Consider the following 17,954-nt stretch of genomic DNA (forward strand, 5'->3'; position numbering starts at 1 on the left):
GTCCTGCAGCGGACCCCGGAGGATCCGACGTGCGCGATACTGGGATTGAACCAGTGACCCCTACCGTGTCAAGGTAGTGCTCTCCCGCTGAGCTAATCGCGCGGGGAGGCCCCCGGTGGAACCGGGGAACCTCTTGGAGGTGGAGACGGGATTTGAACCCGTGTACACGGCTTTGCAGGCCGTTGCCTCGCCTCTCGGCCACTCCACCAGGCAACGCATGAAGAACGATCTTACACTGTTCTCCATCGAGCGGACGACGAGATTCGAACTCGCGACCCTCACCTTGGCAAGGTGATGCTCTACCAACTGAGCCACGTCCGCCTGTCTCCCGGGGGGCTTCACCGCTTTTCTTCGGCTGCGCTCCCTGGCGACGTGTTGAACTCTAGCGGATTCCCGGGCCAGCTAAAAATCCGTTCCCGCAGCATGCCGAGGGGATGGCCGGTGAGTGCCGTCCCGTCAGCCCTCCCGGCCGGTCACCGGCCACCACCCGCGGCCACCTGTGGCGCTCCCGGACGATCATCCGCAGGTCACCCGGCGCACACCCGCATGACGCACGCAGCTGCTCGTACGCGGAGGCGCGAGCCGGACCGGCCCACGCCCCCCGACCTACACTTCAGGCACCGCCGCCCAGCACCACCGCGCAGGAGAACCGTGTCCGGCCACCCCGACCCCCGCACCCCACTCGCCCGCTTCGGTGGCCGCCTGGCCACCGGACTGCGCGACGTCACCTCGGACCCGGCCGCCCTCGACTCCGCCGGCTACTGGGCCGTCGCCTACGACTTCGAGGGCCGCCTGACCTGCGCCCGCTTCGACGACGTCCGACCCGCCCCCGCCCCGCCCTCCGGCGCGGGCTGGCGCGGACCGGACGCCGGCAGCTGGCACAGCTCCCTCGACCGCGCCGCCTACACCGCGGGCGTCCGCCGCATCCGCGAGCACATAGCCGCCGGCGAGGTCTACCAGGCCAACCTCTGCCGGGTGCTCTCCGCGCCACTGCCCGACCCGGACCACAGCGACGTCGACGCCCTCACCGGCCTCCTCGCCCACGGCAACCCCGCCCCCTACGCCGGCACCATCCGCCTGCCCGGGCACGGCGTCGAGATCGCCACCGCCTCACCCGAGCTCTACCTGCGCCGCACCGGCCGCACCGTCTCCTCCGGCCCGATCAAGGGCACCGGCCGCACCGAGCACGACCTCCTCGACAAGGACCACGCCGAGAACGTGATGATCGTCGACCTGGTCCGCAACGACCTCGGCCGGGTCTGCGCGACCGGCAGCGTCACCGTCCCCGACCTCTGCGCCGTCGAGAAGCACCCCGGCCTGGTCCACCTGGTCTCCACCGTCGAGGGCATCCTGCGCGACGGCGCCGGCTGGCCCGAGCTCCTCGCCGCCACCTTCCCGCCCGGCTCCGTCACCGGTGCCCCCAAGTCCAGCGCCCTGCGGATCATCGAAGCCCTGGAGACCGCCCCGCGCGGCCCGTACTGCGGAGCCGTCGGCTGGGTCGACGCCGACCGCGGCGAGGCCGAACTCGCCGTCGGCATCCGCAGCTTCTGGATCGACCGGACGGACCCGGCCGCACCCCTCCTGCGCTTCGGCACCGGCGCGGGCATCACCTGGGGCTCCGACCCCGAGCGGGAATGGGCCGAAACCGAGCTGAAGGCCGCCCGCCTCGTCGCGATAGCGTCGGGCAGCGAACCCGACGGCGAACCCGACGGCGATTCCGGCAGCCGATCCGACCCGACCGGGGCCTGAGCCCCCACCGCCTAGGAGCAGCACCCGATGCACAACCGCACCACGAGCTGGGTCAACGGCGCCCTCGTCGACTCCGCCGACGCGGCCGTCTCGGTCCTCGACCACGGCCTCACCACCGGCGACGGCGTCTTCGAGACCATGAAGACGGTCGACGGCCGGGCCTTCGCGGTCACCCGCCACCTCGACCGGCTGACCCGCTCCGCCCGCGGCCTCGGCCTGGCCGACCCCGACCACGACCTGGTCCGCGAGGCCTGCGCCCGGGTCCTCGCCGCCAACCCCGCACCGCTCGGCCGGCTGCGCGTCACCTACACCGGCGGCAACGGCCCGCTCGGCTCCGAACGCGGCACCGGCGGCCCCACCCTGGTCGTCGCCCTCAGTGCGATCGTCCGCCGTCCCGACGAGACCGCCGTCGCCGTCGTCCCCTGGCGCCGCAACGAGCACAGCGCCGTCGCCGGCCTCAAGACCACCTCGTACGCCGAGAACGTCGTCGCCCTGGCCGCCGCCCACCGGGCCGGCGCCTCCGAGGCCCTGTTCGCCAACACCGCCGGACGGCTCTGCGAGGGCACCGGGTCCAACGTCTTCGTCGTCCTCGACGGCCGCCTGCTCACCCCCGCCCTCGCCTCCGGCTGCCTGGCCGGCATCACCCGGCAGCTGGTCCTCGACTGGTGCGGCGCCGAGGAGGCCGACCTCCCGCTCGGCGCCCTCCAGGACGCCGAGGAGATCTTCCTGACCTCCACCACCCGCGACGTCCAGGCCGTCACCCGCGTCGACGACCGCGAACTGCCCGGCATCGGCCCCGTCACCGCCAAGGCCATGGCCGTGTTCGCCGAACGCAGCGGCGACGACCTCGACCCGTGATCCCCGCACGGAGAGCGCGCCGACCGGGTGGATAACCCTCCCCACAGCGGGAAGGGACCAGCACATGACCACCACGCTGCGCCCCGAGGGCCCGGAGACACCCACCGCGGCCGGCGGCCGCACCAGACGCTGGCTGATCCTCTCGAACGGCCGCCAGGTCGGCGCGCTGCGCACCACCGCGGACCCAGAGGGCGCTCAACTCTTCGGAAACATATCCGAGTTGGAAATCACGGAGGGCCGCGGCCGGGGCCGCGGCACCTTCGGCGCGCTGGCCGCCGAGGAGGTGCTGCGCACCTGGGGCTGCACCCGGGTCGACGTCACCGTCCCGGAGTCGGCCGTGACGGCCCGGGGGCTCGCCGCCGCCCTCGGCTACACCGAGCAGGCCCTGGCCATGGCCAAGCGACTGGCCGCCGCCCCCGACCTGCCCGCCGGCCTGAGCGTGCGCCCCTTCGACGATCCGGCCGAGGTCCGGGCCTGGTACGAGCGGTCCGCGGAGGAGTACGTCCGCGTGATGGTGCGGTCCGGCCTCACCGAGGAACAGGCCCGCGCCCGCACGGGCGCCGGGCCGAACGTGCTCCCGCCGGACGGGCAGATCCCGGGCGTGGTCCTGTGCCGCCTCCACGGCGCCGACGGCGGGCAGGAGCCGTACGGCCTGCTCTGGCTGCAGCTGCGCCTGCGCGACCTGCCGGACGGCGAACCGCTCGCCTGGGTGATGAAGGTCGAGGTGTCCCCGGCCCACCAGGGCCAGGGACACGGACGCACACTGATGCTGCTCGCCGAACGCGAGTGCCTGGACGCCGGGGTCCGGAACCTCGGCCTCAACGTGTTCTCCGGCAACGAGGTCGCCGTCCGGCTCTACGCCTCGCTCGGCTACCGGGTCACCGAGCGCTACTACGGCAAGGCGCTGTGACCCGACGTGCCGTCAGGAAGCCTTCGCCGCCTCGATGACGGCCACGATCCGCTCGCGCAGCCCGTCCTGGCTCCGGCCGCCGTCGAGGCGCTGCCCGCCGATCACGTACGTCGGCGTTCCGGTGACCCCGATCGCCTTGCCCTCGGCCTGGTCGGCGTCGACGGTCAGCATGTGCCGGCCGTCGATCAGCGCGGTGTCCACCTCGTCGACGTCCGCCCCGACCTCCCGGGCCACGTCCAGCAGCACCTGCTGCCCGCGCGCGTCCAGCTCCGCGGTACGGGCCAGCAGCGCCTCCACGAACGGCCAGCCCAGCCCCTGGGCGAACGCCTCCTCGGCCGCCTCCGCGGCGGCGTAGGCGTGCTTGTGCTTCTCCAGCGGGAAGTGCCGCACCTCCACGGGCAGCGCCTCGCCGTACTGCGCGCGCAGCGCCCGTACGTCGTCCAGAGCGGTGTGGCAGTCCGGGCACTGGAGGTCGCACCAGAACTCGAGGCGGGGGAGGGAACCATCGATCATTCCCCCAGTGTTCCACTAGTGGGCGCCCGCTCCGGCCGGAGGTGCCCCCGAGGGCGGACCGAGAGGAAGGCACCGATGACCAGGACGACCGGACACGAAGGAGCGGCTCCGTGCTGAGCGCGGCGATCAGCTTCATCCTCACCGCGGGCGGGGTGGCCTTCGCCGGGCTGCGGGCCTACCGGCGGCGCTTCCTGTCGGCGACCCGCTGGTTCGCGGTGGCCCTGCTGCCCGCCGGGCTCTACCTGACCGGCCTGTTCCCTTTGGCGAGCACGATCGGCCGGGAGTTCGCCGACTGGGCGACCAAGCTGGTGTTCGACCCCCGGGTGTGGACCGGCATCGCGCTGCTCGGCGTCTCCGCGGTCCTGCTGGTCACCACCCGCTGGGTGGGCCGCCGGGGCGGGGCGGCGGTGGAGGGCGCCCCGGAACGCCGGGCCGCGGCCGGTCCGGCGCCCGAGCGTCCGTCGGTGGCGCCGACGCCCAAGGCCCCGAGGAAGCCGGCCGCGGGCAAGCCGGAGGACGGCCTCGGCGACTTCGCCGACATCGAGGAGATCCTCCGCAAGCGCGGGATCTGAACGGGAGCACCGGCGGCGCGGCCGGGACGGGCGGGTCAGGCCGAGGGGACGGCCTCCGCCGACCGCTGCCGCGCCCGGTAGGCGGCGACGTGCAGCCGGTTGCCGCAGGTGCGGCTGTCGCAGTAGCGCCGCGAGCGGTTCCGGGAGAGGTCCACGAAGACCCGCGCGCAGTCCGGCGCCTCGCAGCGCCGCAGCCGCTCCCGCTCGCCCGCCATCAGGATGAACGCCAGCGCCATGCCCAGCTCGGCCGCCAGGTGGTCGCCGAGGGCGGCGTGCGGCGCGAAGTAGTGGATGTGCCAGTCGTGGTCGTCGTGGTCGGTCAGCCGGGGCGTCGTCCCGGCGGCCGCGACGATGGAGTTGACCAGCTCCGCGGCCTGCACGGTGGACTCCGTCGCGAACACCTCGCGCAGCCGGGTGCGCAGCTCGTGCACCCGCCGCAGGTCGCCCTCGGTCAGCGAGTCGATCTCGCTGATCTCCTGGCGGACCACGAAGGCGTCCAGCGCGGCGACGTCCGGCAGCCGCTCGTCGCCGCACACCTCGGGTGCGGTGTTGAGCAGCTCCACGAGGATGCTCAGCGCGCACTCGGTGTCATGGGTGATCAGCACGTTGGGGCTCCTCGCGCAGGGGGACTTTGATACCCCGCGTCCACGGTTACCCCAGACCATACCGGGCCCGGTGCCGGTAGGGCGGCGCCTTCTTTCGAAGATGCGTGCGCAGTCCGGCAAGGCGTACGAAACCGGGCGTCGCCGGGGCCGCGGCCGGCCCCGAACCGGCCCGCGGGGGAGCCGGAAGACGTCGGCGCCCGGCACCGAGGCCGGCCACCCGTGAGGATGACCGGCCTCGGTGCCGGGCGCCTGCGGTGCGGTGGCCCGCTCCGGTGGGAGCGGAGCCGCTCACCGGCCCCGAGACCGCGTCGTGCGCGGCTGAGTCCGTTGCTGCCGTGCCCCCGAGTAGGACGGCTGCGATGAGGCAGGGGGTGGGGCCCCGCCGACAGCGGGGCGTGACCGCCTCCGGACGGGGTTCAGCTTTCGGCGAGGATGTGGGACAGCTCCCGGTCGAGGTCGAAGTGGCGGTGTTCGGTGCCGGGGGGCACCGCGGCGTCCGTCCGCTTGAGGAACGACTCAAGCGCCCGGGCCGGGGCCTCCAGCAGGGCTTCTCCTTCCGGAGAGCTCAGCGCGATGCAGACCACCCCTTGCCCGTGGCTGCGCGACGGCCATACCCGGACGTCGCCGGTACCGGTGGGTCGGTGCAGCCCCTCCGCGAGGAGATCTCGGGCGAACACCCACTCCACGGTCTCGTCGGCGCCCGTGTGGAACGTGGCGTGCACGGCATAGGGGTCGGCGGTGTCGTAGCGCAGGCCCGCGGGGACGGGCAGTGAGGACTCGCTGGACACGATGAGGCGCAGGTGCAGCTCGCAGCTGACCGTGGTGTTCATAAGCGCCATGGCCTTTCGCTCAGTGTGCGCTCGGGGAATCGCACGTCGGCGAACGGACCATCCCACCCCCACGACCGATGTAAACCCCTCTGTCCCGATTCGGGCGCGAGTCGTACCCCTTACGGCGCATTGCGGAATCGCCCCGCAGCGGCCGGGCCGGGCATTCCCCGGCACTTCTTGGTTAGTTTCCTGGCATGACTGTGCGAAACGACAAGGCGGGCGGGAACGCGGGAACGGGTGAAGCGGCCGTGGCGGTTGACGAGGTCGCCGACGGTGGGCGGGCGGTCGGATCGCGGGCCCCGGCCTTCGTCCGCCGCTCGCCGACGCTGCACAAGGTGTGGCAGGTGGCGATCTTCCTGGCCGGCCTCGCGGTGGTGGTGCTCGGAGTGGTCATGCTGCCGCTGCCCGGCCCCGGCTGGCTGGTGATCTTCCTGGGCATGGGGATCTGGGCGACCGAGTTCGTCTGGGCCCAGCTGGCCCTGCGCTGGACCCGCCGCAAGGTCGCCGAGGCCGCCCAGCGGGCCATGGACCCGCGGGTGCGCCGCCGCAACCTGACCCTCACCGCGATCGGGCTGGCCGCCCTCGTCGGGGTGGGCGGCTGGTACTTCGCCCGCTACGGCCTGACCGTCCCCTGGCAGCTGGACGGGAGCTGACCTGCCCGGGTGCGGGGCCGCGAGCGGGGAGCGTGTTCGGAGCACCCCCCGGGATGCGGTAATGTTTTCCCTGCACCCGGGCGATTAGCTCAGCGGGAGAGCACTTCGTTCACACCGAAGGGGTCACTGGTTCGATCCCAGTATCGCCCACCGGAATGCATAGTGATACGTGAGGCCCAGCCGATTATCGGCTGGGCCTCACGTGTATTTCCGGAATCCGCCTGAAGGGCCGTCGGTAATCGGCTGAGGCACAGTCATCTTCCCTGTGGAGCGCGAGTTCTGCGGAGACGTCGACGGTCCCCGGAACGGACGAGTTGTACGACCGGCCCCGAATGGTGCTACAGTTCTTCTCGTTGCCCGGGCGATTAGCTCAGCGGGAGAGCACTTCGTTCACACCGAAGGGGTCACTGGTTCGATCCCAGTATCGCCCACCGGACAGCACGCAGGCCCTGACCAGGAAACCGGTCAGGGCCTGCGGCGCGTTTCGGGCCGGGAAGCCGGGAAGCCCGCTACGCCGCCGCCTCGCAGCCGTGGCCCGGCTCCAGCCGGCGCCCGCAGCCGCACCGGGCCGGCCGCAGCGGCCAGGACAGGTCCACCCGCTCCGGCGTCCCCGAGCGGTCGAACCAGTTCTGCAGCCCCCGCGCCTGCGCCGCGTGCCAGATCGCCTGCCGCAGGTGCAGCTCCGCCGCCGACAGCCCGCCCAGCGCCGCCGGGTAGCGGGCGCCGATCCGCCGGGTCAGCGCCAGCGCCGCCGTCGCGTCCGCCGCCGCGTCGTGCGCCCCGGCCAGCGCCACGCCGTAGTGGGCGCACAGGTCGGTCAGCGTCCGGCGGCCCTTGCGGTAGCGGTCCACGTGCTTGTCCAGCACCCGGGGATCCAGCACCACCAGCCCGGACGCCGCCAGCCCGGTGGTCAGCGTCAGTCCGTGATGGCGGCGCAGCTCCCGGTCCAGCAGCGTCAGATCGTAGGGCGCGTTCATCACCACCACCGGCCGCCCGGCCCGCGCCTCGGCCGCCAGTGCCCGGGTGACCTCCTCCACCACCGCGCCGGCCGGGCGGCCGTGGGCGCGCACCTGCTCGTCGGTGATGCCGTGCACCGCGCGGGCGCCGTCCGGGATCGGAACGCCCGGATCGGCGAGCCAGGTCGTGGTCCGCGCCGGCTCGCCCGGCGCGAGCTGGACGACCAGGGCGGCGGAGACGATCCGGTCGTTCTCCACGTCCACGCCGGTCGTCTCGGTGTCGAAGGAGGCGAGCGGGCCGGTGTACCAGTGCTGCTGCATGACTGCCCCTCAGACGAGCGTTGCGCCCGGTTGATACCCGGTTCTGACGCTCCTTCAACCCGTTTGGCCCAAGCCCGACCGGGGATCCTGGCCATGACCGTCCCGTTCGAATCGACTGGCCCGTCCGCGGCGGAACGGGCCCGGAGCCGGGGGAGGCCGGGCGATGGCACTGACCCAGCCGCAGCCCGAGGAGGCGGCCGTACTGCGCGGGAACCTCGCGGTCACCGCCTGCATGGAGACGCTCCAGGTGGGCTACCTGCACGCGGTCGCCGCCGCGGCCGGCTGCTCGCTCTCCCAGCCGTTCCCGGACAACGGCATCGACTGGCACGTCAGCCACGGCTCCCGGGCGCACGAGGTGGACGACGAGGTCACCGTCAAGATCCAGCTCAAGGCCACCCAGCAGGTCGCTCCCGACCCGGCCGGGCCGTTCTTCAGCTTCACCCTGGACAACGACCACCTGCGCAAGCTCGCCCGGCCCCGGGTCGCCGTGCCGCGGATCCTGGTCGTGATGCTGCTGCCGCGCCGGGTCGACCACTGGCTGCGGGCCCGCCCGGACGCCCTGGAGCTGCGGCACTGCTGCTACTGGGTCAACCTGGCCGGCCACCCCGTCACCGGGCAGCGGCGCACCAACGTCCGGGTGCCCACCCGGAAGGTCTTCGACGACCGCGCGCTCTGCGACATCATGGCCCGGGTCGGCTCGGGCGGCAGCCCGTGACGGCCCGGGCCCGGCAGGGAGGAACCGGACCCATGACACCGCCGTACGCACCGGGCGACCCGGACCGGCCCCTGCCCGACCCGGCCGCCGTCGACCCGGCGGTGCTGGCCACCCTGCTCGCCCGGCACGGCTGGATCCGCCGCGGCGGACCGGCCGCCCGGTACGGACGCTGGACCCCGCCCGACGACGAATCCGGCACCAGCCTGCTCGTCCCGGCCGGGAACGGCTTCGACGACGCCGTCGAACTCCTCGCCGACGCCGTCACCGCGCTCTCCCGCTCCCGCACCCCCTCCGCCCGCTCGATCCTGCTCGCCCTCACCGTCCCCGGCGACGAACTGCGCTGGCACCGCGAGACGCCCGGCCCCGCCGGCGCCACCCCCTGGGACGAGGCCGAACGCCTGCGACGGGCGGCCCGCGGGATGCTCGCCGCCGGCGCCAAGGCCGCCCGCACCAGGGCCGGCTACTTCGGCGCCCGGCTGGACGGCCTCGCCGGCGATTTCCTGGACCGCGTCCTGCTGGTCGAACAAGGCGCCGCCCTCACCGCGTACACCCCCGCCCCCGAGGGTCGCGCCGCCGTCACCACCCTGGTCCGCGCCCTGGAGGCACTGCGCGACGCCGTCGACTACCGCCGGGTCAGCGGCGGGCCCGAGGCCTTCGCGAACGCCGTCCGGGCCGGGGTCAGCCGGGAGCTCGTCCGCTCCGTCGAGGACCTGGTGCGCGACGCCACTGCCGCCCGGCTCGGCGTCGCCTGGTCACCCACCGCCGGGACCCCGGGCGGCTTCGGCGACCGCCGGATCGACCTCGACTTCTCACCCGGCGACCTGCCCGCCCTGGCCGAGGCCGCCGACCTGCTGGAACGGATCGAACCCGCCGTCGACGTCACCGTGGTCGGCGTGATCACCCGCCTCAAGCGCGCCGACCCGGCCGGTCCGGGCTCGGCACGGCTGCGGGTCCTGGCCGGCGCCGAGGTCCACGAGCTCAAGCTCCGCCTGCCCGACCCCGACTACCGGCTCGCCGCCGAGGCCCACCTCGCGGGCCTGCCCGTCCGGGTCCGCGGCCGCCTGGACCGGCACGGCGGCTTCCGCCGGCTGACCCGCCCGCACGGCCTGGAGCTCCGGGGCTGGGAGGAAGGGGACCGCGAACGGCTGCTGAAGGCCCTCGGGGCGAAGGCGGAGGAAGGGGGAGAAGGGGCGTAGGTGGACGGCGGGGGCGGCGCTCTCGGTACCATCGTCACGCGCAACGCAGTGTTGCGTCCTCTGAAATCCAGCACGTCAGGAGAGACCGGTGACGGACGTCCGGGTAATCATCAGCCGCGAACCCGATCGGGAAGAGCGCGTGGTGACCACGGGCACCACGGCCGCCGAGCTCTTCGCCGACGACCGCTCGATCATCGCCGCCCGCGTCGGCGGCCAGCTCAAGGACCTCGCCTACGCCGTCCAGGACGGCGACGAGGTCGAGCCCGTCGAGATCAGCAGCAAGGACGGCCTCGACATCCTGCGGCACTCCACCGCGCACGTCATGGCCCAGGCCGTGCAGCAGCTCTACCCCGAGGCCAAGCTCGGCATCGGCCCGCCGGTCAAGGACGGCTTCTACTACGACTTCGACGTCGAGAAGCCCTTCCACCCCGATGACCTCAAGGCCATCGAGAAGAAGATGCAGGAGATCATCAAGCGCGGGCAGAAGTTCTCCCGCCGCGTGGTCACCGACGAGTCCGCCCGCGAGGAGCTGGCCGCCGAGCCGTACAAGCTCGAGCTGATCGGCCTCAAGGGCTCCGCCGCCACCGCCGGCGAGGGCGCCGACGTCGAGGTCGGCGCCGGCGAGCTCACCATCTACGACAACCTGGACGCCAAGAGCGGCGAGCAGTGCTGGGGCGACCTCTGCCGCGGCCCGCACCTGCCCAGCACCCGGCACATCCCGGCGTTCAAGCTGATGCGCAACGCGGCCGCCTACTGGCGCGGCAGCGAGAAGAACCCGATGCTCCAGCGCATCTACGGGACCGCCTGGCCGACCAAGGACGAGCTCAAGGCCCACCTCGACTTCCTCGTCGAGGCCGAGAAGCGCGACCACCGCAAGCTCGGCAACGAGCTCGACCTCTTCTCCATCCCCGAGGAGATCGGCTCCGGCCTCGCCGTCTTCCACCCCAAGGGCGGCATCATCCGCCGGGCCATGGAGGACTACTCGCGCAAGCGGCACGAGGAGGAGGGCTACGAGTTCGTCTACACCCCGCACGCCACCAAGGGGAAGCTCTTCGAGAAGAGCGGCCACCTCGACTGGTACGCGGACGGTATGTACCCGCCCATGCAGCTCGACGAGGGCGTGGACTACTACCTCAAGCCGATGAACTGCCCGATGCACAACCTGATCTTCGACGCGCGCGGCCGCTCGTACCGTGAACTGCCGCTGCGCCTCTTCGAGTTCGGGACGGTGTACCGCTACGAGAAGTCCGGCGTCGTGCACGGCCTGACCCGGGCCCGCGGCTTCACGCAGGACGACGCGCACATCTACTGCACCCGCGAGCAGATGGCGGAGGAGCTCGACTCCACGCTGACCTTCGTGCTCAACCTGCTCCGCGACTACGGTCTGACCGACTTCTACCTGGAGCTGTCGACCAAGGACCCGGTCAAGTACGTCGGGTCGGACGAGACCTGGGAGGAGGCCACCCGCGTCCTGGCGAGCGTGGCCGAGAAGCAGGGCCTGCCGCTGGTCCCGGACCCGGGCGGCGCGGCCTTCTACGGCCCGAAGATCTCGGTGCAGGCGAAGGACGCCATCGGCCGGACGTGGCAGATGTCGACGATTCAGCTCGACTTCAACCTGCCCGAGCGTTTCGACCTCGAGTACACCGCCGCGGACGGCTCGCGCCAGCGTCCGGTCATGATCCACCGGGCGCTGTTCGGCTCGATCGAGCGCTTCTTCGCGGTGCTGCTGGAGCACTACGCCGGCGCCATGCCGCCGTGGCTCGCCCCGGTCACCGTCACCGGCATCCCGATCACCGACGAGCACGTGCCGTACCTGCTGGAGGTCGCGGCCGAGCTCAAGAAGCACGGGATCCGGGTCGAGGTCGACACCTCGGACGACCGCATGCAGAAGAAGATCAGGAACGCGCAGAAGACCAAGGTGCCGTTCATGCTGATCGCGGGCAACGACGACGTCGAGGCCGGTGCCGTCTCCTTCCGCTACCGCAACGGTGAGCAGAAGAACGGCGTCCCGGTCGCGGACGCCGTGCAGGAGATCGTGGACGCGGTGAAGAACCGCATCCAGGTGTGATCCGGTAGCAGGACCGTCACGCGCGGGGCAGGCTCTCGATGAGTCTGCCCCGCGCGGCTTTGCAAGCACCGTCGGGCGAATATGCTGATCAGCATGACGACTGAGCCGGAACTGCAGCGGGGCGTCGGTGAGCCGGACGGCTTCCGCCGCCTGTGGACCCCCCATCGGATGGCCTACATCCAGGGTGAGAACAAGCCCACCGGCCCGGCTCCGGACGACGGTTGTCCGTTCTGCACGATCCCGTCCCTGAGCGACGAGGACGGGCTGGTCATCGCCCGGGGGAGCTCCGTGTTCGCGGTGCTGAACCTGTACCCGTACAACGGTGGCCACCTGATGGTGGTCCCGTACCGGCACGTGGCCGACTACACCGAGCTGGACGAGGCCGAGACGGCCGAGCTGGCGGACTTCACCAAGAAGGCCATGACGGCGCTGCGGGCGGCCTCCGGGGCGCACGGGTTCAACATCGGGATGAACCAGGGCGCCGCGGCCGGGGCCGGGATCGCGGCGCACCTGCACCAGCACGTGGTGCCGCGCTGGGGCGGGGACACCAACTTCATGCCGGTGGTCGGCCACACCAAGGTGCTGCCGCAGCTGCTGGCGGACACCCGGAAGATGCTGGCCGAGGTCTGGCCGCAGGGCTGATCCGAGCGACACGCGGGAGGGCCCCACCGAGGATCTCGGTGGGGCCCTCCCGCGTGCTGTGCCGGAGCCGGGCCCGGGGTCAGCCGGCGTTGAAGGTGTCGACGTCGTACGGGCGGGGGCTCTGCGCCTCGGACTTGATGATCGAGGTGCGGTTCTTGAAGAAGCGGTCGGCGTCCAGGTCGTGCTCCTCCAGGAACTCCAGCGTGGCGGCGTGGACCGCCGCGAGCACCGGGACGGAGGCGTTCTGGGCGTTGTCGACCATGGAGCGGTTCTCCCAGGCGCGGCCGGCCCAGATGTGCCGCAGTCCGAAGGGCTCGGGCAGGCCGAGACCGCCGCCGAGCCAGCCGAGCAGGCCGGGCATCCGGTAGAAGGGGGCGCGGACGGCCTGGCGGACGACCTCGTCGTTGTCGATCAGGGGGAGCTTGACGGTGCGCTCCTCCCAGAACTTCACGGTCTTGGCGACCGACTTCTCCTTGTCCTTGGGCTTGTCGAAGAAGACGCCCTTGACCGGGCCGAGCGCGTAGCCGGAGACGGTGATGTTCAGGACGTTGGCGAGCAGGGTGACGGTGACGGTGAAGGTGAGGACCAGCTTGCCGTCGTGGGTGATGAACTGGGTGGCGAGGTAGTGCCGCGGGCCGCCGGAGAAGGTCTGCTTGTCGGCGACGCTCTGCACGGCGAAGTCGCGCATCCGGTCGCCGTCCATGTCGGCGTTGCCGGGGCGGCTGATCTCGTCGGCGCCCTCGCCGATGTCGAAGACCACCCACTGCTTGATGGCGACGTTGGGCATGCCGCTGTTGGCGACGTGGCTGATGCCGAGGCCCTTGAGGTGGGAGGAGATCCGGCGGACCAGGTCCCAGGGGTGGAAGGCGCGGAAGTCGACGTGGCCCTCGGCGGGGTGGAGGGTGTCGGCGAGGCGCCATTCGCCCCAGCGGCGGCCGGCACCGAGGATGCCCTTGGGGCCGGCGTAGTGGTGGATGTTGGTCTCCTGCTCGGCGTCCAGGCGGCTGAGCTTGTCGCGCAGGTCGGCGGCCTTCTTGTCGAGGTCGTCCCGGGGGACGGCCTTGGCGACGGAGGCGGCCACCACGCTGCCCTCGACCAGGGCCTGCCAGCGGGAGCGCAGGTCCTTGGCGGAGCGCTCGACGATCCTGCGGGCGAGATACCAGCCGACGACCGGGGCGAGCATGGTCACGCGCAGGTAGACGCCGATGAAGCCGGTGGCCGGCGGGCGCACCGCGAGCAGGACGGCGAGGGCGGCGGTCACGGCGAGCACGATGCCGCCGTAGACGGCCGCGTTCTTCGGGTTGTCCCGCTTGAGCCAGGCACGGAGCTGGAAGGCGCCGAGCCAGACCAGGGTGCCGGGGAGGAAGAGCACGCCGGTGGCGATGGAGACGGTGCTGAGCTGCCGGTCGCGGGTGTTGCGCAGTTCCTCGGCGGCCAGGCAGTGCTCGACGACCTGGCGGGTGTCGACTCCGAAGGCCGGGACGAGGGGTTTGCGGCCGCCGCCCAGGGCACGGGAGATCAGCGCCTTGCTGAACGCCTCGCCGAGGTTGGGGCGGAAGAGCGCGAAGCGGCCCTTCTTCTCGGTGGCGTCGGTGACGGCGCCGACGAAGCCCTTGATCTCGCCGTCGCGGTACGCGGTCGAGGAGAGTCCCTGGGTGATGGCGGTCTGCGGGCCGGCGTCGGTCCGGGGTATCTGCGCACCCGGGGTCATGTCGAGTGTGGTCACGGTGGCGTCCCCTCCTCCCCTTGTCAGCGGCAGGTTACCGTGCCGTGGCACCCCCGCGCGGATGATCGTCTGAAGTACCGTCACCGGAGGCCTGAGGGGCATGATGCCCAGCATCGGACGGGTCGATACCCGCCGCGATGAGGATGGGGGCGGTGGGGCAGGATGGACGGTGGGAGCGAGGAAAGGGGAGTGCCGTGAAGGATCCGGTGCTGGTCTACGACGGGGACTGTTCGTTCTGTTCGTCCTGCGTGCGCTGGGCGGAGCGGTACCTGCGGCAGACGCTGGCCTCGGGGGGCTGGGAGGCGGTGCCGTTCCAGTTCGCGGATCTGGCGGGGCTGGACGCGCGGGCGGGCGGCCGTGGCGAGGTGTCGGCCGAGCGGGCGGAGCGCGAGGTGCTCTGGGTGACGCCGAGTGGCCGGGTGTACGGGGGCGCGCAGGCGGTTGCGCGGCTGCTGATGCGCTCCGGCGGGGCGTGGGCATATCTGGGCGCCGTGTTGACGGCGGCGCCGGTGCGGCCGCCGGCGGGGCTGGTGTACCGCTGGGTGGCGCGCAACCGGCACCGGATGCCGGGGGGTACGGCGGCCTGTGCGCTGCCGAACCGGAACCCCGTCCGGTCGTAGCCGCGGCGGCGGGCCGTGCTGCCCGCTCAGTCGGTGTAGCGCTCGGCGAGGGCGGGGGGCATGGGTTCGTGGCGCAGGTAGGCGCGGGAGAACTCGGCGGTGCCGTGGGTGAGCGAGCGCAGGTCGATCGGGTAGCGGACGAGTTCGAGTTCGGGGACCTCGGCGCGCAGCAGGGTGAGGCCGGTGCCGCCGGTCTCGGTGCCGAGGACGCGGCCGCGGCGGGCCGAGAGGTCGCCGAGGACGGCGCCGAGGTAGTCGTCGGGGAGCAGGACGCTGACGGCGGCGACGGGTTCGAGCAGGCGGATGACGGCGTGCCCGGCGGCGTCGCGCAGGGCGAGGGCGGCGGCGTTCTGGAAGGACGCGTCGGAGGAGTCGACGGAGTGCGCCTTGCCGTCGGTGAGGGTGACCCGGACGTCGACGAGCGGGTACCCGGTGGAGACGCCCTTGGCGAGCTGGGCGCGGACGCCCTTCTCGACGGAGGGGATGAAGTGCTTGGGGACGGCGCCGCCGACGACGTGCTCCTGGAACTCGAAGCCGGAGCCGGCCGGCAGCGGTTCGACCTCCAGGTCGCAGATGGCGTACTGGCCGTGGCCGCCGGACTGCTTGACCAGGCGGCCGTGCCCGGCGGCGGCGGTGCCGAAGGTCTCGCGCAGGGCGACCTTGGGCTCGACGGTGTCGACGTGGACGCCGTGGCGGGTGCGGAGGCGGTCGAGGACGACGTCGGCGTGGGCTTCGCCGGTGCACCAGAGGACGAGCTGGTGGGTGTCGGGGTTCTGTTCCAGGCGTAGCGCCGGGTCCTCGGCGGTGAGGCGGGCGAGGGCCTGGGAGAGCTTGTCGTCGTCGGCCTTGCTGTGGGCTTCGACGGCGATCGGGAGCAGCGGTTCGGGGAGGGTCCAGCCGTCGAGGGTGACGGGGTGGCCGGGGTCGTGGACGGTGTCGCCGGCGCGGGCGGTGGTGAGTTTGGCGGCGCAGACGAGGTCGCCGGCGACGGCGTGCGGGACGGGCCGCTGGAGCTTGCCGAAGGGGCTGGTGAGGGCGGTGACGCGTTCGTCGCCGTTCTGGTCGGCGGTGTGGGCGGGGCCGACGAGGTGGATCTTGGTGTCGGGGCGCAGGGTGCCGGCGTACAGGCGCAGCAGGCTGATCCGGCCGACGTAGGCGTCGCCGGTGACGCGGACGACCTGGGCGGCGAGGGGGGCGTCGGGGTCGCAGGCGGGGGCGGGGCGGGTGCGTTCGGTGGGGTCGGGGAAGGTGTGCGCGATGAGGTCGAGGAGTTCGGTGGCGCCGAGGCCGTTCTCGCTGGTGGGGACGGCGGGGTGGAGGGCGCAGGAGAGGACTTCGCGGCGCAGGCCGGCTTCGAGGGAGTCGGTGTCGAGGGGGTCGCCGGAGAGGTAGCGCTCCATGAGGGTGTCGTCCTGGCCGGAGATGGCTTCGACGAGGCTGTCGTGGGCGGGGGCGGTGTCGGGCAGGGGGTCGGCGTCGCCGTAGGTGTCGCCGGTGAGGAGGTCGACGCTGCCGTCGGGGTGTCCGTCGTGGAGGACGGGCAGGAAGAGCGGGCGCAGGGTGTCCGGGCCCAGTTCGAAGGCGTCGTGGCAGGCGGTGAGGATGTCGTCGAAGCCGGTGTGGGCGAGGTCGAGTTTGGCGACGGCGATGGCGCGGGGGATGCCTTCGGCGGCGCATTCGCGCCACAGGGCGCGGGTGGGGGCGGTGACCGGGTCGGTGGCGGAGACGACGAAGACGGCGGCGTCGGCGGCGTGCAGGGCGGCGCGCAGGTCGGCGGTGAAGTCGGGGTGGCCGGGCGGGTCGATCAGGTTGATCTTGACGCCCTTCCATTCGAGGGGGAGTAGCGCGAGCTGGACGGAGCGCTGCTGCTGGTGCTCGATGTCCTCGTGGTCGGAGACGGTGGTGCCGTCGGTGACGCGGCCTGCCCGGCCGGTGGCGCCGGCGGCGAGGGCGAGGGATTCGGCGAGGGTGGTCTTGCCCACACCGCTGGAGCCGATGAGGACGACGTTGCGCAGGTCCTTCGGGCCGGTGACGGCGGGTGCCTGGCCGGCTCGTGCCGTGCTGCGGTCGGGCATCGGGGTCTCCTCCCGTGGCGCCGAGGCTGTCCATCGCAGTCTAGGGTCGGGTCCGGGTGGGGCGCGTCTCGTACGGCCGGTCGGGTCGGGCGGGGGGTGTGGCGTACGGCCGGTCGGTGACCGTGCGTGTGCGCGGGGTGGGCGGGGGTGGTGTCCGGCGGTGCGTGCGCCGGAGCGTGTCCCGCGCCTGGCTACGATGGGTGGGCCGGACGGGCTGATCCGCCCGGCCGTCTGCTGCGCGTGCTGCGCCAGGCGGGTATCTGGGAGATCGGAGCGGCTGGGAAGGCCATGCTCAACAAATACGCGCGTGCCTTCTTCACACGTGTCCTGACCCCGTTCGCCGCGTTCCTGATCCGCCTGGGCGTGAGCCCGGACGCCGTGACGCTGATCGGTACCGCCGGTTCGGTGGCCGGTGCGCTGGTGTTCTTCCCGCGTGGGGAGTTCTTCTGGGGCACCATCACGATCACGCTGTTCATCTTCTCGGACCTGGTGGACGGGAACATGGCCCGCCAGCTGGGCCGGAGCACGAAGTGGGGGGCGTTCCTCGACTCCACCCTGGACCGGGTCGCGGACGCGGCGATCTTCGGCGGTCTGGCGATGTGGTACGCGGGCAAGGGTGACGACAACCTGCTCTGTGCGGTGGCGATCTTCTGTCTGGCGAGCGGTCTGGTGGTGTCGTACACCAAGGCGCGGGCGGAGAGCCAGGGTCTGCCGTGCGACGTGTCGGGGCTGGTGGAGCGGGCCGAGCGGCTGGTGGCCAGCCTGGTGGCGGCCGGGGTCGCGGGTCTGCACAAGTTCGGTGTGCCGTACGTGGAGTGGCTGCTGCCGGTGGCGCTGTGGCTGGTGGCGGCGGGCAGCCTGGTGACGGTGTTCCAGCGGATGCTGACCGTGCGCCGGGAGGCGTTCGAGGCCGACCGAGCGGCGGCCGGGAGCTGATGGGGGGCG

General features: G+C 72.5%; 17 protein-coding genes and 5 tRNA genes. 13 read left to right on the top strand and 9 right to left on the bottom strand.

Annotated features, from left to right (window positions below; genetic code table 11):
* Positions 1 to 30: 30 nt before the first annotated feature.
* The 3 genes from ACFWP2_RS33485 to ACFWP2_RS33495 form a co-directional block, all read right to left on the bottom strand.
* Positions 31 to 102 (bottom strand) — tRNA-Val (locus ACFWP2_RS33485).
* A gap of 32 nt (positions 103 to 134) precedes the next feature.
* Positions 135 to 208 (bottom strand) — tRNA-Cys (locus tag ACFWP2_RS33490).
* A gap of 40 nt (positions 209 to 248) precedes the next feature.
* Positions 249 to 321 (bottom strand) — tRNA-Gly (locus tag ACFWP2_RS33495).
* A 330-nt stretch (positions 322 to 651) separates the two neighbouring features.
* Between ACFWP2_RS33495 and ACFWP2_RS33500 the strand changes: the two genes are divergently transcribed.
* The 3 genes from ACFWP2_RS33500 (at position 652) to ACFWP2_RS33510 (ending at position 3,517) form a co-directional block, all read left to right on the top strand.
* On the top strand, positions 652 to 1,749 hold the full coding sequence (locus ACFWP2_RS33500; RefSeq protein ID WP_380458550.1) for a chorismate-binding protein: 1,098 nt from the start codon (positions 652 to 654) through the stop codon (positions 1,747 to 1,749).
* A gap of 27 nt (positions 1,750 to 1,776) precedes the next feature.
* Positions 1,777 to 2,607 carry an aminotransferase class IV gene (locus tag ACFWP2_RS33505; RefSeq protein WP_380458553.1) on the top strand — a complete coding sequence of 277 codons (831 nt, stop codon included), beginning with the start codon at positions 1,777 to 1,779 and terminating at the stop codon, positions 2,605 to 2,607.
* A gap of 64 nt (positions 2,608 to 2,671) precedes the next feature.
* A complete protein-coding gene (locus ACFWP2_RS33510) occupies positions 2,672 to 3,517 on the top strand; it encodes a GNAT family N-acetyltransferase (RefSeq protein WP_380458555.1) in 846 nt (281 codons plus the stop codon).
* A 12-nt stretch (positions 3,518 to 3,529) separates the two neighbouring features.
* Here ACFWP2_RS33510 and ACFWP2_RS33515 read toward each other — a convergent pair whose 3' ends face one another.
* The gene (locus tag ACFWP2_RS33515; protein ID WP_360345426.1) at positions 3,530 to 4,030 is read right to left on the bottom strand and encodes a DsbA family protein; all 501 of its coding nucleotides are present in this window, start codon (positions 4,028 to 4,030) and stop codon (positions 3,530 to 3,532) included.
* A gap of 110 nt (positions 4,031 to 4,140) precedes the next feature.
* On the opposite strand from ACFWP2_RS33515, the gene ACFWP2_RS33520 reads away from it, so the two are divergent.
* Positions 4,141 to 4,602, top strand: coding sequence for a hypothetical protein (locus ACFWP2_RS33520; RefSeq protein ID WP_380458558.1), 462 nt, complete (start codon positions 4,141 to 4,143; stop codon positions 4,600 to 4,602).
* 35 nt (positions 4,603 to 4,637) lie between these two features.
* Here the strand turns inward: ACFWP2_RS33520 and ACFWP2_RS33525 are convergent, their stop codons facing one another.
* Together ACFWP2_RS33525 and ACFWP2_RS33530 are read right to left on the bottom strand one after the other, a co-directional pair.
* On the bottom strand, positions 4,638 to 5,207 hold the full coding sequence (locus ACFWP2_RS33525) for a CGNR zinc finger domain-containing protein (RefSeq protein ID WP_380458560.1): 570 nt from the start codon (positions 5,205 to 5,207) through the stop codon (positions 4,638 to 4,640).
* A gap of 416 nt (positions 5,208 to 5,623) precedes the next feature.
* Positions 5,624 to 6,037 (bottom strand): SsgA family sporulation/cell division regulator, encoded by a 414-nt coding sequence (locus tag ACFWP2_RS33530; protein WP_030056266.1) that lies wholly within the window; start codon positions 6,035 to 6,037, stop codon positions 5,624 to 5,626.
* A gap of 194 nt (positions 6,038 to 6,231) precedes the next feature.
* On the opposite strand from ACFWP2_RS33530, the gene ACFWP2_RS33535 reads away from it, so the two are divergent.
* The 3 genes from ACFWP2_RS33535 to ACFWP2_RS33545 all read left to right on the top strand — a co-directional run bounded on the left by ACFWP2_RS33535 (position 6,232) and on the right by ACFWP2_RS33545 (position 7,121).
* Positions 6,232 to 6,690, top strand: coding sequence for a TIGR02611 family protein (locus ACFWP2_RS33535; RefSeq protein WP_380458562.1), 459 nt, complete (start codon positions 6,232 to 6,234; stop codon positions 6,688 to 6,690).
* A 78-nt stretch (positions 6,691 to 6,768) separates the two neighbouring features.
* Positions 6,769 to 6,840, top strand: a tRNA-Val gene (locus ACFWP2_RS33540).
* 209 nt (positions 6,841 to 7,049) lie between these two features.
* Positions 7,050 to 7,121: transfer RNA gene (locus ACFWP2_RS33545), tRNA-Val, on the top strand.
* Positions 7,122 to 7,199: 78 nt separating this feature from the next.
* Here ACFWP2_RS33545 and ACFWP2_RS33550 read toward each other — a convergent pair.
* Positions 7,200 to 7,967 carry an exonuclease domain-containing protein gene (locus tag ACFWP2_RS33550; protein ID WP_380458564.1) on the bottom strand — a complete coding sequence of 256 codons (768 nt, stop codon included), beginning with the start codon at positions 7,965 to 7,967 and terminating at the stop codon, positions 7,200 to 7,202.
* A gap of 163 nt (positions 7,968 to 8,130) precedes the next feature.
* Here ACFWP2_RS33550 and ACFWP2_RS33555 point away from each other — a divergent pair, with 163 nt between their 5' ends.
* From ACFWP2_RS33555 to ACFWP2_RS33570, 4 genes are all read left to right on the top strand, one after another.
* The gene (locus ACFWP2_RS33555) at positions 8,131 to 8,682 is read left to right on the top strand and encodes a DUF4365 domain-containing protein (RefSeq protein WP_380458566.1); all 552 of its coding nucleotides are present in this window, start codon (positions 8,131 to 8,133) and stop codon (positions 8,680 to 8,682) included.
* Between the two features lie 32 nt (positions 8,683 to 8,714).
* Entirely contained in the window at positions 8,715 to 9,878 is a 1,164-nt protein-coding gene (locus ACFWP2_RS33560) for a hypothetical protein (RefSeq protein ID WP_380458568.1), read from the top strand.
* An 88-nt stretch (positions 9,879 to 9,966) separates the two neighbouring features.
* Entirely contained in the window at positions 9,967 to 11,946 is a 1,980-nt protein-coding gene (thrS, locus tag ACFWP2_RS33565; RefSeq protein ID WP_380458570.1) for a threonine--tRNA ligase, read from the top strand.
* Between the two features lie 81 nt (positions 11,947 to 12,027).
* On the top strand, positions 12,028 to 12,588 hold the full coding sequence (locus ACFWP2_RS33570) for an HIT family protein (protein ID WP_380458572.1): 561 nt from the start codon (positions 12,028 to 12,030) through the stop codon (positions 12,586 to 12,588).
* Positions 12,589 to 12,667: 79 nt separating this feature from the next.
* Here ACFWP2_RS33570 and ACFWP2_RS33575 read toward each other — a convergent pair whose 3' ends face one another.
* Positions 12,668 to 14,314 (bottom strand): hypothetical protein, encoded by a 1,647-nt coding sequence (locus tag ACFWP2_RS33575; RefSeq protein ID WP_380458574.1) that lies wholly within the window; start codon positions 14,312 to 14,314, stop codon positions 12,668 to 12,670.
* A gap of 194 nt (positions 14,315 to 14,508) precedes the next feature.
* Between ACFWP2_RS33575 and ACFWP2_RS33580 the strand changes: the two genes are divergently transcribed.
* Positions 14,509 to 14,934 carry a thiol-disulfide oxidoreductase DCC family protein gene (locus ACFWP2_RS33580; RefSeq protein WP_380458576.1) on the top strand — a complete coding sequence of 142 codons (426 nt, stop codon included), beginning with the start codon at positions 14,509 to 14,511 and terminating at the stop codon, positions 14,932 to 14,934.
* A 26-nt stretch (positions 14,935 to 14,960) separates the two neighbouring features.
* Here the strand turns inward: ACFWP2_RS33580 and ACFWP2_RS33585 are convergent, their stop codons facing one another.
* Entirely contained in the window at positions 14,961 to 17,009 is a 2,049-nt protein-coding gene (locus tag ACFWP2_RS33585) for an elongation factor G-like protein EF-G2 (RefSeq protein WP_380458578.1), read from the bottom strand.
* Between the two features lie 288 nt (positions 17,010 to 17,297).
* Here ACFWP2_RS33585 and pgsA point away from each other — a divergent pair, with 288 nt between their 5' ends.
* Complete coding sequence (gene pgsA, locus ACFWP2_RS33590; protein ID WP_380458580.1) at positions 17,298 to 17,945, top strand: phosphatidylinositol phosphate synthase; 648 nt, start codon at positions 17,298 to 17,300, stop codon at positions 17,943 to 17,945.
* The last annotated feature ends 9 nt before the right edge of the window (positions 17,946 to 17,954 follow it).

Source organism: Kitasatospora sp. NPDC058444 (assembly GCF_042721415.1).
In the GTDB taxonomy this organism is placed as follows: domain Bacteria; phylum Actinomycetota; class Actinomycetes; order Streptomycetales; family Streptomycetaceae; genus Kitasatospora.